This is a genomic window from Nocardiopsis sp. iso_40 (assembly GCF_056173285.1).
This window is the reverse complement of the sequence record NZ_CM149666.1, coordinates 593,327-605,931: the sequence shown is the minus strand read 5'-3', so window position 1 is coordinate 605,931 and position 12,605 is coordinate 593,327. Positions and strand designations below refer to the sequence as shown.

Here is a 12,605-nt window from a genome sequence, read left to right as displayed (position 1 = left end):
TCCGGGCCGCCGGGGCTCCTCCTCTCCGCCGTCCGCGCAAGCGCGCCGGGGCGGGGCGGGGCGGGCGGACGGCTCGGACGCCGCCGAGGACCGCCGTGCGGGGACGCGGTCAGGCGCTGCTGACGGACAGCTTGACCGCGAACCCGAGGAACAGGGCCCCGACCGCGGAGGTGGCGCCCGCCGAGAGCCGCCTGCGCCGCCCGAAGGCCGCTGCCAGGCGGGTCCCGCCGAAGATCAGCACCGACAGGTAGAGCAGGCTGACGAGCTGCAGCAGGAGGCCCAGCACCAGGAAGGACAGTGCCGGGTAGGCGTAGGCGGGGTCGACGAACTGCACGAAGAAGGAGATCAGGAAGAGGATCACCTTCGGGTTGAACAGGGAGACCACGAGAGCCCGGCGGAAGGGGCGCTCCGCTCCGCCGATGCCCGGCCCCGCGGCTCCCGCGGAGACGGCGGCGGTGTCCGCGGCGGCGTCGGCGGCCCGCTGCTCCTCGGCCCACCGGTGCCGGGAGGTCCACAGGGCACGGGCGGACCGCAGCATCCCGATCGCCATCCAGACCAGGTAGGCGGCCCCGGCGTACTTCACCACGGTGAAGAGCAGCGGGGTGGTCTGGAGGAGCGAGGCCGCGCCGACCGCGGCGAGCAGCATCAGCACGGCGTCGCCGGTGAACACGCCCGCGGCCGCCCTGTACCCGGTGCGGGTTCCGCCGCGTGCCGCGACGGACAGCACGTACAGCGAGTTGGGCCCCGGCAGGAGCACGATCAGGACGAGTCCTGCCAGGTAGGTGGGCAGGTCAGTGATACCGAGCATGGGCGGAGTTTTTCATCCGGGCACCGGTGTCCGGCACCCCCGACCCCTACTTTGTGACCAGGCGGACGCCGCGGCCGGGCGATGCACCGAGGGCACCTTCCGGGGCACCGGGCCCCGGCGCGTCCTCAGCCCGCGCATTCGCACGGCGGCACGGCGACGTTGAGCACCGTGGCCAGCACCGCCAGGGCCAGCGGCAGCACCACGAACAGCGCCGCGCCGGCGTGGGCGGCCCAGCCGGCGGCGGGTTCCGCCGGCCGGACCTGGCGGCGCACCCGCCGTACCGGGCAGGCGCCCGATGCCGACAGGGCGGGTTCGGGGCCGTCCGCACCCGAGGCCGCCATGATCCCCAGGGCATGGGCCAGTGCGTGCGGTCCGGCCTCCTCGGCCGCCCGGTCGTCGGCCGCCCACTCCACGAGCTCGGGGACCTCCCCCGCGGCGGCGCGGAGCAGCGGCACCCCGGGAAAGGCCGTGTCGAGCAGCCGCGTCCAGGTGACCAGGAGGTGGTGGCGTCCGTTCAGGTGGGCCCGCTCGTGGGCGAGGACCGCGCGCAGCTCGGGCCCGGTCAACCGGTCGACGGCTCCCCTGGTCACCACGATGCCGAACCCGCGGCCGGGTACGCAGTAGGCGGCGGGTTCGGGGCTTTCCAGCAGCCAGACCCGGTCCAGGTGCAGGGTGCGGCGCCGTCCTGCAACGGCCAGTGCCCGGGCGTACTCCCTGATCCGGACCGACCGGTCCCTGTGGCGGCCGACGGCCGTCCACGTGAGCCGGGCCAGCCCCGCGGCGCCGAGGAGTCCCGCGACCGCGAGCCCGTTCTGCGCACCGTTCTGCTGCACCGCCTGGAACAGGTCGGCGCAGGCGGCGACCAGCGCCTTCACCCCGGGACCCATCACCCCGGTGGCCAGGGTGGCGAGCAGGGCGGCGCAGGCCAGCAGCCACGCGGCGGTGGCGAGCGTCCACAGGGTGAGCATCGTCCGGGCGGTGGCGCCCAGGCCCCGGTGGAGGGCCCGCAGCGCCCGGGAGCCCGTGGCGCTCCACAGCACCAGGGCGGCGAGCGCCGCCACCGACCAGGTCACGGGTCCTCGTCCCGGGGGACCTCGGCGAGCAGCCCGCGCAGGACGTCGAGGTCGTCCGGGTCCATCCGGTCGACGAAGCGCAGCAGGGCCACCCGGGGGTCCCCGCTGTCGTCCAGGGCGCCGTGCATGCGGTCGGCGGCGTGCGAGGCCCGGTCCCGCAGGGCACGGTAGAACCACAGCCGACCGGTGCGCTCCCGGTCGACCCAGCCCTTGCGGCGCAGGTTCTCCAGGACCGTGGAGACTGTGGTGTAGGCCGGTTCGCGGTCGGCCAGCCCCTCGACCACCTCGCGCACGCTCACCGGACGCCCGGCGGCCCACAGGACCGCCATGACCGCGGACTCCAGTGATCCGAGCCCGGAAGCCGTGTTACTCATGGCCCACCGTTCGTCGTGCGCTTGTCCGTCCAAGAATAGGCATCCCCCGTACCGCTCAGCCGACGGGCAGGGCTACCAGGGCGGAACCGCCGTCCCCGCCGGGGACCGCCAGGATCGCGGGGCCGCCGGGGAGGGCCGCGGCCGGGGCCCGGCCCGCCGTGTCCTCCGAAGCGACCTCTCCGGTGTCCGCGTCGACCGCCCGGGGCGCCTGCCCGCCGTCGGTGTACAGGATGCCGCCGACCAGTCCGTCGAGGCGTTCATCCGGCAGTGCGGGAAGCTCCCAGACCGGCGCGGGTTCCGCCCCGGCCAGGCCGAAAAGTGTCGGTTCTCCTTCTCCGGGGCGCGCCGCGAGGACCACGGTGCGCCCCAGGCCGTCACCGCGCAGGCGAGGTTCGGTGTGGGCGGCGAGCGTCAGGAGCCGCTCCCCCGTCCGCAGGTCGTGCACGGTGTGGAGCAGCGTGTCCGCATCCTCCGAACGGCCGTCGCCCCCGTCCGCCGTCCATTCCAGCGCCACAGCCGCGGCGGAGTCGCTGGCGGGGCGCGGCCCGTAACCGACCCGGACCGGCTCCGCCCCGAGTTCGGCCGGCACCTCCAGGTCGGTGTGGGTCCACAGGTCCGCCCCTTCCGGGCCGACCGCGCGCAGCGCCCCGTCCCGGTGCACGAGCAGGATGCCGTGGTGTTCGTGCAGGACGGCGTCCCCGTCCTCCTCGTCCGCGACCACCTTCCCGTCCGCCGCGCCCAGGGCCGCCTTCGGGCCGGTCGCATCGGTCATCACGCTGCCCGGCAACGCGGCGAACACCAGTCCGGGGCCGACCAGGGTCCCGGGCACCTCGGTGGGCCCCCACACACGTTCCCCGGTTTCGGGGTCGTAGGCGGACGCGGTGGTCACGGCGGCGAAGAGGCCCCCGCCCGGATCGGGCTCCCGGTCCATCAGCACCACGAGTGGCGCACCGCCGTCCTCCGCGCGGGTGACCGTGAAGCCGGTGCAGTCGGGGTCCCGTTCGGCGGCCCAGCGGGTGACCCCGCCCCGGTCCACTCCGAGGAAGCGGATCGGGCCGCCCTGCCTGTCCTGCGCCACCCCGACGAAGGTGGAACCCGCGGCCTTGGGTTCGGAGGAGAAGGGCGCCGTCCACTGGGCCGGGCCCGCCAGGGGGTACGGGAGGGCGCCCGAGACGTGCGGCGGGGACGCGGCCGGCTCGTTCCTCGGTTCGGCGTCGCCGGTGCCCCCGCCTCCCGGCCCGCAGGCGGTGAGCAGGACGAGGGACGCCAGCGCGACGGGCACCGTGTTCCTACTCCGCACGCGCGGCCTCCCCCTCGGCCGTGGTCGCGGCGGTCCCGGTGCCGTCGGCCTCCGCTCCGGCCTGTTCGGCTCCCGTCACCTCGGTCTCCGCCCCGGACCGGTTCCGGTGCCGGGCGAGGAGGGATCCGCCCACCACCAGGGCGACCGCGGCGGCGAGAGCCGCCAGGGCCACCAGGTCGGTCGAGCCGCCCAGCCGCGCGAGCGGCGCCTGGGCCCTGTCGGCTAGCTCCGCCATCCAGCCGGTGCCGGGGAGGTCGGCCATCGAGGCGGTACCGTCGAAGGCGACGAACAGCACGCCGATCCCCACGAACAGTCCGCCGGACAGTAGCCCGCTCGTGTGCGTGCGCAGCGGGCCGACCTCCACGGTCCGGCCGCGCAGCCAGCGGCGGCGCCCCAGGTCGTAGTGGTCCCACAGCAGTGCCAGGAAGAACATCGGCAGCACCATGCCCAGCCCGTAGGCGGCCATGAGGAGCATGCCGCGGCCAGGCGTCCCGGTCGCCGCCACGGTGAGCACCGCCCCGAGGATCGGCCCGGAGCAGAACCCGGCCAGGCCGTAGACCGCGCCCAGGCCCAGGACGGACAGGTTCCCCCGGCCGCCCGCGAACCGGCTCTGTGCCCGCGCCAGGACTCCCCAGGTGAAGCCGAGCCCCAGGACCTGGGCGGCGCCGAAGGCGATGAGCAGGCCGCCCGCGGTATTGATGAGCAGGTCGCGGTGGCCGTGGAAGAGCACGCTCACCATGGCCGAACCGGCTCCGAGCGGAACCAGGGTCAGGCACAGTCCCGCGTAGAAGACCCCGGTGCGCAGCAGGAGCCGTCCCGGGTCGCGGAAGGCGTAGGCGAAGAAGGACGGCAACAGCAGGGCGCTGCACGGACTGAGCAGGGCCAGCAGCCCGCCGAGCACCGCGGCGACGAATCCGATGTCCACGGTGTTCACTCCCCTGCCGCGGCGAGGGCCGTGTCGATGCTCTGGAGGAAGACGTCGAGGGGTTGCGCACCCATGACGGGGTCGCCGTTGACGATGAAGGCGGGGGTGGCGCTCACCCCGATCCGCTGGCCCTCGACGAAGTCACGGCTGACGGCGGCGGCGCTCTGCTCCGAGTCCAGGTCCTCCTGGAACCGGTCGCCGTCCAGGCCCAGGTCCTCGACGATCTCCGCCAGGAGGGTGTCCGGGTCGTTGGCGGACTTGAGCTCCTCCTGGTGCGCGAACACGGCCTCCTGGTACTCCCAGAACGAGTCCTGTTCGCCCGCGGCGACGGCTCCGGCGGACAGTGTCCGCGACAGTTCGCCGAGGTAGGGGAACTCCCGCCACTCGATCCGCAGGTCGCCCGAGTCCACGTACCGCTCGACCAGTTCGGGTTGGGTCTCCTGGGACCAGGCGGCGCAGTAGGGGCAGCCGAAGTCGGAGTAGGCGACCAGGACCACGGGGGCGTCCTCACGGCCCAGGGCCGCGGGGTCGTCGGCGGTGCGGCGGGCCAGTTCCTGGCCCCACTCGCGCTGCTCCTCGTCGACGTGGTCGACCACGGAGGCGGCCTCGGGCGCGTCCGGTTCCCCGGTTTCACCGTCGCCCTCCAGGTTCAGGCCCACGGCCACCGCGACCACCAGGGCGAGCAGGACCGCGCCGCCCAGGAGCAGTGGTGACACGGTTCCGCGTGCGGAGTCCTTCGTCCCCGGGGCGCCCTTCGGCCCCCTGGTCCCGCGCGACCGCTCGGAGTCGCCGGACCTCTCGTCGCCCTTCGGCATGCCGCCCCCGTCCTCGTTTTCTATGACGAGTAGAGAGTATTCTATTGGCGATAGAAATCAACGGCGGCATCCCGGTAGGCCGGACACCGCCACGAGGCTGAGCGCCGGAGACGGCCCGGGAAGGACGGAAGATGCGCGACTGGGGTACACGGCAGTGGGCGGTCGCAGCGGTCGGCACCTCCCTGACCCTGCTGGCCCTGGGCCTGCCAGCGGTCCTCATCCCCAACGGGATCTTCGCCCGTGAGATCGACCCCACGTGGTGGTCCTACCCGGTGTGGGCCGCCACGGCGGTCCTGTCCGGGCTGCTCCTGGCCACCTACACCCGTCCCGTCCCCGAGGACTCCGGCGGCCCCGGGGGCAGGCGCGGGCTCGGCGGCGGGCTCCTGGCCTGGTTCGCGATCGGTTGCCCGGTCTGCAACAAGATCGTCCTGCTGGCTCTGGGCACCAGCGGCGCCATGGCCTGGTTCGCCCCGGTCCAGCCCCTGCTCGCCGCCGTCGGGCTCGCCCTGTTGGCCGTGGCCCTGCGGGCTCGGCTCCGCGCGAACGCCTCCTGCCCGGCTCCCGCCGCCGCACCCTGACCCCCCGGGCAGCCGCCTACTCCCCCGAGATGAGCCGGGAGGCGTAGAGCACCGCCCCCGCGGCGAGAGCGGACAGGAGCACGGACGCCACCAGGGAGGCCAGCCCGAGGACCACCCCCTCCAGGGCGACCCAGGAGGCCAGGAAGTCCCGGGTGGCGGTACGCGAGAGCACGAACACGCCCACGAAGACGAGGAACGCGACGACTGGGGAGAGCTTGTTCACCCGCACATCGTAGGACGTCCGGTTGATCGCTGTTTCACCAGTTCCACGGGGTTCATCCGGACCGCGGCGCGGGTACCACCCGACTGTGGCCGGCCCGGGGGAGGCCGGTCGTCGAACAGCAGGAGGGCAGATGCGAGCGACCGCCGGAGACCGCCTGCACACGCACGGGGTCACCAGTTCCAAGGGCGAGCACAACGCCGAGATCATCGAGGTCCGAGGGGCCGACAACGGCCCGCCCTACCTGGTCCGCTTCGCCGACGGCGAGGAGCGGGTCATCTACCCGGGGCCCGAGACCGTGGTGAACCCCCGGGAACCGCAGGACTGAGAAGACGCAGGCCCGAGCACGGGTCGGCCGAAGAGCGACCGGAGCCCCGGCCACGCGCCGGGGCTTCGCCGCGTGGCCGGGGCGGAGCCGATCGCCTCCCGAGCCCGCTCCCGGCCCGGTCGGCAGCGCGCTCTGGCCGGGTTCACTTGCTGGTGATGCTCCACGTATCGTCGCCGGTCGCAGCGGCGTTGCCGAGGGCGGTCCACGCATCGTCGTTGAGCTTGAAGGCGTCGAGGAGGTAGGCGGAGACGGCGTCGGCGACGAGGGCGACGCGGGCGGGGTCCTCGTCGGTGGTCTCGGCGGCCATCTCGCCGGCGAGGCCGCCCAGGGTGTGCTCGCCCTCGGCGATGGTGAGCAGACCTTTCGGGGACGGGCTGAGGTGGTAGGCGTCGGTGAACCACTCCGGCCCCCGGGTGGAGAGCTGCGACTGGTCCTTGCCGCCCGCGACGATCAGGGCCGGGGTGGTCATGGTCGAGTAGTCCGGCCTCATGAACGGAAGGTGTTCGGCGGCGAACGGGGTGAGGGTGTCGCCGGTTCCGGTCGCGGCGATCAGCGCGCCGGCCGAGACCGCGGAGTGGGAGAAGTCCTCTCCGGGAGAGCCGTCGGCGTCGAGCACGCGCGCGCCGAGGACCACGCCGGCTGTCTGGGCCCCCCAGGAGTGGCCGACGACCGCGATGCGCTCATGGTCGACGCGGCCCTCCAGGCCGCCGGCTTGGCGAAGGATGTCGCCGAGGCCGTCGATGACCGCGTGGAGGTCGGCGATCCGGACCCGCCAGATGGTGGCGAAGCGCGGGTCGTCCCACGCGATGCCGTTGCGGCGGGAGTCCAGGTGGGTGGGCTGCACGACGATGAATCCGGCGGCTGCCCACCGGTCGACGAGGGGTTCGTATCCGTCCAGGGACCATGCGTTGCCGTGGGAGAACACGATGACGGGAAGGTTCTGTCCCGACAGCGGGGCGGTGACCTTCACCTGCAGGTCGAGGCTGCGGCCGGGCGCGGGAACGGTGATGGGCTTGACCGCGGTGATCCGCTGGTCGAGGTGGCTGGAAGGCATGGGGAGACCTACGCTTTCTCCATGGATCGCTCTGTCATACTTTGGCGGAGCGCCGTTCCGCCAACTTAGCGGAACATTGTTCCGCGAGCAAGGGAGGATCCGTGCCGGAACCGGTCGGAGTACGTCAGGCACAGGCACAGCGCACCCGCAGCGGCGTCCTGTCGGCAGCGTCGGCGGTCTTCGTGGACCAGGGCGTCCAAGCCCCCATCCGCGACATCGCCGAACGCGCCGGCGTCGGCGTGGGCACGATCTACCGGAACTTCCCGACCCGGGCGGACCTCGTCACCGCCGTCTACAGGCACCAGATCGACACCTGCACCGCACTCGCGCCCCGACTCCTGGAGGAATCAGCCTCCCCGTTCACCGCCCTGACCCGCTGGGCGGACGCGTTCGTGGAGTTCCTGGTGACCAAGCACGGCCTCAGCGCCGCCCTGGGGTCCGGTGATCCAGGACTGGAGAAGCTCCACACCCTCATGCTCGACACCCTGGTCCCGGCCTGCGCGACACTGCTCGACGCCTGCGCCGCCGACGACGAACTCAGCCCCGGCATCACCGCCTACACGCTCATGCGCGCCATCGGAAACCTCTGCATCACCGGCCCCGACTACGACAGGGCCGATGCCAAGCACATGGTCGCGACCCTCCTCGCCGGATGCCGTCGCGAGGCATAGCGGCAGAACCCGGCCCGGAGGGGGCGGCCGCCGTTGCCCCCGTTGACAAATGTGAGCCATAACACAACAATGATCACACTATTGGGAGCGCTCCCACTCCATGCCGCCACCCCCCAGCGGAAGGAACCACGTGCCTCTTCGAAAAGCCGTCGCCCTGAGCGCGGCAGCAACGCTCGCCGCGGGCCTGCTCGGCCCGGCCCCCGCCCACGCCGACGAACCGCCCCAGCAGATCTCCAACGGCGACTTCAGCCAGGGAACCGCCGGTTGGTGGGCCAGTCCCGGAGCGGAGATGGACGCCGCCGAGGGGGTCCTGTGCGTCGACGTCCCCGGGGGCACCGGCGACCCGTGGGAGGTGATCGTCGGCCAGGACGACGTCGCACTGACGGCCGGTGAGTCCTACGGCTTCTCCTTCACCGCCTCCGGTCTGGAGGGACGCCCCATCCGCTCCCTCGTACAGGAGCCCGTGGACCCCTGGAGCACCGAACTCGACGAGCGCCCGGTCCTCAGCGCCGAGCCGACCACCCACGAGTACGTGTTCACCGCGTCGACCGACCGCGACGACGCCCAGGTGGCCTTCCAGATCGGCGGCAGCGAGCAGGCGTGGACGTTCTGCCTGCACGAGGTCTCCCTCGTCGGCGGAGCCGAACCCCCCGTCTACGAGCCGGACACCGGACCGCGCGTGCGCGTCAACCAGGTCGCCTACCTGCCCGAGGGACCCAAGGCGGCGACGGTCGTCACCGAGGCCGCCGAAGGCCTCCCCTGGGAGGTCGCCGACGCCGACGGAACGGTCGTCGCCGAGGGCACGTCCACACCCCGCGGCACGGACGCCACCTCCGGGCAGAACGTGCACACCATCGACTTCGGTCACCTCACCGCGGAGGGGGAGGGCTACACGCTGACCTCCGACGGCCAGACCAGCCACCCCTTCGGCATCACGGCCGAGCCCTACGCCGAGCTGGCCACGGACTCGCTGAACTTCTACTACACGCAGCGCAGCGGCATCGAGATCCTCGACGGGATCGCTCCCGGCTACGGGCGCGCGGCCGGCCACACCGGTGTCGGACCGAACCGGGGCGACACCGGGGTGACCTGCCACCCGGACACGCCCTGCGACTACTCACTGGACGTCTCCGGCGGCTGGTACGACGCGGGCGACCACGGCAAGTACGTGGTGAACGGGGGCATCTCCGTCCACCAGCTCATGAGCGTCTACGAGAGGGCCCACACCGCGCCGACCGGAGACCCCGGACGGGTCGGGGACGGCGCCCTGGCGGTGCCCGAGAGCGGCAACGGGGCACCGGACGTGCTGGACGAGGCCCGCTGGCAGATGGAGTTCCTGCTCAGCATGCAGGTGCCCGAGGGCGAGGAGCTGGCGGGCATGGCCCACCACAAGGTCCACGACCTGGAGTGGACGGGGCTGCCGATGATGCCCGCGGACGACCCGCAGCCCCGGTACCTGCACCCGCCGTCCACCGCGGCCACCCTCAACCTGGCCGCCACGGGGGCCCAGTGCTCCCGGGTGTTCGCCCCCTACGACTCCGGCTTCGCCGAGACCTGCCTGACCGCGGCGGAGACCGCCTGGGAGGCGGCCGTGGCCGAGCCCGAGCGCTACGCCGACCCCACGGGCGCGGGCGGCGGCCCCTACGACGACGACAACGTGGACGACGAGTTCTACTGGGCGGCCGCGGAACTCTACCTGGCCACCGGCGGGGCGGAGTACGAGGAGGCGTTCACCTCCTCCGCACTGCACACCGGTGAGGTGTTCACCGCGGACGGCTTCGACTGGCGCTGGACCGCGCCGCTGGGGCGCCTGCAGCTGGCCACCGTGCCCAGCGCTCTGGCCGACCGCGACGAGGTGCGCGACTCCGTGCTCGACGGTGCCGAGCAGTACCTGGAGAACGTGCGCGAGCACCCGTACGGCCTGGCCTACTCCCCCGGGAGCGGGGTCTTCGCCTGGGGCTCCAACAACCTGGTCCTGAACAACATGGCCGTGCTCGCCACCGCGTACGACATCAGCGCCGACGAACGCTACCGCGACGCCGTGCTGGAGGGGATGGACTACGTCCTGGGGCGCAACGCGCTCAACCAGTCCTACGTCACCGGTTACGGCACCAACGACGCGGTCAACCAGCACAGCCGCTGGTACGCCCACCAGCTCGACCCCGCCCTGCCCAACCCGCCGAAGGGGACCCTGTCCGGCGGGCCCAACTCCGACACCGGCACCTGGGACCCGGTGAGCCGGGCCAACCTGGAGGGCTGCGCGCCGCAGTTCTGCTACATCGACCACATCGACGCGTGGGCGACCAACGAGCTGACGATCAACTGGAACTCGACCCTGGCCTGGGTGTCCGGCTTCGTCGCCGACCAGGGCACAGCGGCCGTGCCCGCCTCCTCCGACTGCGAGGTGGAGTACTCGACACACGATGTCTGGTCAGGCGGGTTCAACACCCAGGTGACCGTCCGCAACAACGGGACCGAGCCCGTCAGCAGCTGGGAACTGGACTGGTCCTTCCCCGGCGGGCAGACGGTGGACCGCTCGTGGAGCTCGGAACTCGCACAGGCCGGGCGCGTGGTGACCGCCAGCGACCTGGACTGGAACTCCGTGATCCCGGCCGGCGGTGAGGTGACCTTCGGTTTCGTGGGCCACAACCCGTCGGAGCACGTCCCGTCCCCGGAACGGTTCACCCTCAACGGCACGGTCTGCGGCTGACCGTCCGCACCGGCCGCGCCCGAGGCGACCGTGTGCCCGCTCCCGGGAGCGGGCACACGGTCGCGGGCCGTCCCGTCCGACACCGAGCTGGTTCGAAAGCAGCCCACGACGTGCGGATCCCCGTCGGCTCGGCCTCGTCGGGCGCCCCACCCGCAACCATTTCCATAAAATTACACATCCCGACCATTTAGTTCAGGAACACTCAACCGCCTCCCTGCCGAGCAGGTACTCGAAATCCTTCGGGAACACCTCCAGACCAAATCGGACTGACAACTCAGCGAGGGAAGCTTCGGTTATGTCAAACATATCTCCATATCCGAAGTCATCCAATCCTAGAAAATATCTCGCATCGTCATCCGAAAGTTCGGGAATGACATGACGCGCGCGACAGAACTCGGAAACGCGGTCGAACCCCTCCAGCACCCACACCCAGTCAGCCATCAAAACCTCCTCAACGTACGAAAAGAAACAGGATTTCCCCTACCCCCGGGGAGTTGACTGCACAAATGCGTCATCGCCGGCCATGGACCCGACCAAGCACGCTGACGACTCTTGCACCTGCCAGAAAAACGAATCATCGGAGAGTCAAAATCAAATAAATATATTCATCCAAAGAACAGCACCAAGCCCTTGGTTGCATAGAACGCGGACATCGAACCGAGAAACACAAAGAAGGCCACCGAAGCCTTCTTGTTGAATGAATAAATTTTCCCCCGCCTGTACTCCTCAACTCTAAAAAATCGAGGAAGGCCACTCAGGAAAAAGTCCTGGATCTTATCGTATTTTCGATAGAAGACCCACGCCAACAAAAACATCACCAGGGACACAGCATAGACAGTGATGCTCGCCCACAGATATTCCCAGACCAATCTCTGCACACTCCAACCAGGAAGAGGAACAAAGGCGCCCAACCATATCGGGAAAATGGGACACCAGGTGTTGCACTAAATTTTATCCAAAGCCCAAAGGTAGATCGTGGCACGGGCGATCCAGAAGACACAAGAGGGCCTCATCGCTCCCCATGCCCGCTCCAGTTGCCTCCGCTTCACAGCACCCTTTCGCCGATCCTTTTTCTCCTGCCGCTCGGGGCTGAGGAACCGGAGCAGCGCGGGTGACCTCTCCAGCCCGGTTGTGGGAGCAGCATAGACGGTGCAGGAGGCCCCGGCTCTTGAGTGGAGCAACGGTCCAATCAGGAGCTGGGCGCACTCGGAGGAGATAATAGAATCAGGGGTTTCAGGTTTCGCGCGGACGCCCCGGCAGCACAACACGACACTCCAAGGAGCCGCGTTTCACGGCCCCGCCCCAACCGCTGGAAGGGCTCACGGGCCAGGCGGCGTGTGCGCTTCGGTTCGCGGAGCCAGCGGCACAGGTGGTCAGTCGTGTCCCTGGTCGCTGTGCGGCTGGGCCGGTCCGCGCCGACTCGGCCCAAGGTGGGACCTGATCGGCGGGACACTCTGCACCAGGGGCCGGAGGGCCTGTACGTCATGGATGGTGGCTCAGAAGACCACCGGAGACAGGAGAGGTCCAGCCCACACACCGGGCACCCACAGGCGATAGCTCTCCAGGCGACGAAGCTACGTGGTAGCGATCTCGCCTGGAGTGTTGTCCCAGGTCAGGCAAAGAGAGAGCCGACGAGGGGACTTGAACCCCTAACCTATCGCTTACAAGGCGATTGCTCTGCCAATTGAGCTACGTCGGCCGACCGTCCGGTGGCGGGCCCCGGTGCGTCCAACAGAATGGTACCGGTTC

The 12,605-nt window shown here is 70.9% G+C and carries 14 protein-coding genes and 1 tRNA gene; 4 read left to right on the top strand and 11 right to left on the bottom strand.

The features are described from left to right. Window positions 1-109: 109 nt before the first annotated feature. From leuE to AC0VYD_RS02590, 6 genes are all read right to left on the bottom strand, one after another. On the bottom strand, window positions 110-808 hold the full coding sequence (leuE, locus tag AC0VYD_RS02615) for a leucine efflux protein LeuE (protein WP_475478407.1): 699 nt from the start codon (window positions 806-808) through the stop codon (window positions 110-112). 125 nt (window positions 809-933) lie between these two features. Further along, window positions 934-1,881 carry a M56 family metallopeptidase gene (locus AC0VYD_RS02610; protein ID WP_475478406.1) on the bottom strand — a complete coding sequence of 316 codons (948 nt, stop codon included), beginning with the start codon at window positions 1,879-1,881 and terminating at the stop codon, window positions 934-936. Beyond that, on the bottom strand, window positions 1,878-2,255 hold the full coding sequence (locus AC0VYD_RS02605; protein ID WP_475478405.1) for a BlaI/MecI/CopY family transcriptional regulator: 378 nt from the start codon (window positions 2,253-2,255) through the stop codon (window positions 1,878-1,880). Before AC0VYD_RS02605 ends, AC0VYD_RS02610 begins: the two co-directional genes overlap by 4 nt. 55 nt (window positions 2,256-2,310) lie before the next feature. Beyond that, window positions 2,311-3,555, bottom strand: a complete 1,245-nt coding sequence (locus AC0VYD_RS02600) for a PQQ-binding-like beta-propeller repeat protein (protein ID WP_475478404.1) — start codon at window positions 3,553-3,555, stop codon at window positions 2,311-2,313. After that, window positions 3,545-4,480 (bottom strand): cytochrome c biogenesis CcdA family protein, encoded by a 936-nt coding sequence (locus AC0VYD_RS02595; RefSeq protein WP_475478403.1) that lies wholly within the window; start codon window positions 4,478-4,480, stop codon window positions 3,545-3,547. The genes AC0VYD_RS02600 and AC0VYD_RS02595 overlap by 11 nt, the downstream gene beginning before the upstream one ends. A gap of 5 nt (window positions 4,481-4,485) precedes the next feature. Further along, complete coding sequence (locus AC0VYD_RS02590; protein WP_475478402.1) at window positions 4,486-5,295, bottom strand: DsbA family protein; 810 nt, start codon at window positions 5,293-5,295, stop codon at window positions 4,486-4,488. Between the two features lie 131 nt (window positions 5,296-5,426). Between AC0VYD_RS02590 and AC0VYD_RS02585 the strand changes: the two genes are divergently transcribed. After that, entirely contained in the window at window positions 5,427-5,873 is a 447-nt protein-coding gene (locus tag AC0VYD_RS02585; RefSeq protein ID WP_475478401.1) for a hypothetical protein, read from the top strand. Window positions 5,874-5,889: 16 nt separating this feature from the next. Here the strand turns inward: AC0VYD_RS02585 and AC0VYD_RS02580 are convergent, their stop codons facing one another. Continuing rightward, window positions 5,890-6,096 (bottom strand): hypothetical protein, encoded by a 207-nt coding sequence (locus AC0VYD_RS02580; protein WP_475478400.1) that lies wholly within the window; start codon window positions 6,094-6,096, stop codon window positions 5,890-5,892. A 130-nt stretch (window positions 6,097-6,226) separates the two neighbouring features. Here AC0VYD_RS02580 and AC0VYD_RS02575 point away from each other — a divergent pair, with 130 nt between their 5' ends. Further along, a complete protein-coding gene (locus tag AC0VYD_RS02575) occupies window positions 6,227-6,421 on the top strand; it encodes a DUF1918 domain-containing protein (RefSeq protein ID WP_191276188.1) in 195 nt (64 codons plus the stop codon). Between the two features lie 142 nt (window positions 6,422-6,563). Here the strand turns inward: AC0VYD_RS02575 and AC0VYD_RS02570 are convergent, their stop codons facing one another. Beyond that, a complete protein-coding gene (locus AC0VYD_RS02570) occupies window positions 6,564-7,475 on the bottom strand; it encodes an alpha/beta hydrolase family protein (protein WP_475478399.1) in 912 nt (303 codons plus the stop codon). Window positions 7,476-7,576: 101 nt separating this feature from the next. On the opposite strand from AC0VYD_RS02570, the gene AC0VYD_RS02565 reads away from it, so the two are divergent. Beyond that, window positions 7,577-8,146 (top strand): TetR/AcrR family transcriptional regulator, encoded by a 570-nt coding sequence (locus AC0VYD_RS02565; RefSeq protein WP_475478398.1) that lies wholly within the window; start codon window positions 7,577-7,579, stop codon window positions 8,144-8,146. A gap of 130 nt (window positions 8,147-8,276) precedes the next feature. Next, window positions 8,277-10,856 carry a glycoside hydrolase family 9 protein gene (locus AC0VYD_RS02560; RefSeq protein WP_475478397.1) on the top strand — a complete coding sequence of 860 codons (2,580 nt, stop codon included), beginning with the start codon at window positions 8,277-8,279 and terminating at the stop codon, window positions 10,854-10,856. Between the two features lie 192 nt (window positions 10,857-11,048). Here the strand turns inward: AC0VYD_RS02560 and AC0VYD_RS02555 are convergent, their stop codons facing one another. The 3 genes from AC0VYD_RS02555 to AC0VYD_RS02545 all read right to left on the bottom strand — a co-directional run bounded on the left by AC0VYD_RS02555 (window position 11,049) and on the right by AC0VYD_RS02545 (window position 12,555). Continuing rightward, window positions 11,049-11,297, bottom strand: coding sequence for a hypothetical protein (locus AC0VYD_RS02555; protein WP_475478396.1), 249 nt, complete (start codon window positions 11,295-11,297; stop codon window positions 11,049-11,051). A 164-nt stretch (window positions 11,298-11,461) separates the two neighbouring features. Beyond that, complete coding sequence (locus tag AC0VYD_RS02550) at window positions 11,462-11,734, bottom strand: hypothetical protein (protein WP_475478395.1); 273 nt, start codon at window positions 11,732-11,734, stop codon at window positions 11,462-11,464. 748 nt (window positions 11,735-12,482) lie between these two features. Continuing rightward, window positions 12,483-12,555, bottom strand: a tRNA-Thr gene (locus tag AC0VYD_RS02545). Window positions 12,556-12,605: the final 50 nt, after the last annotated feature.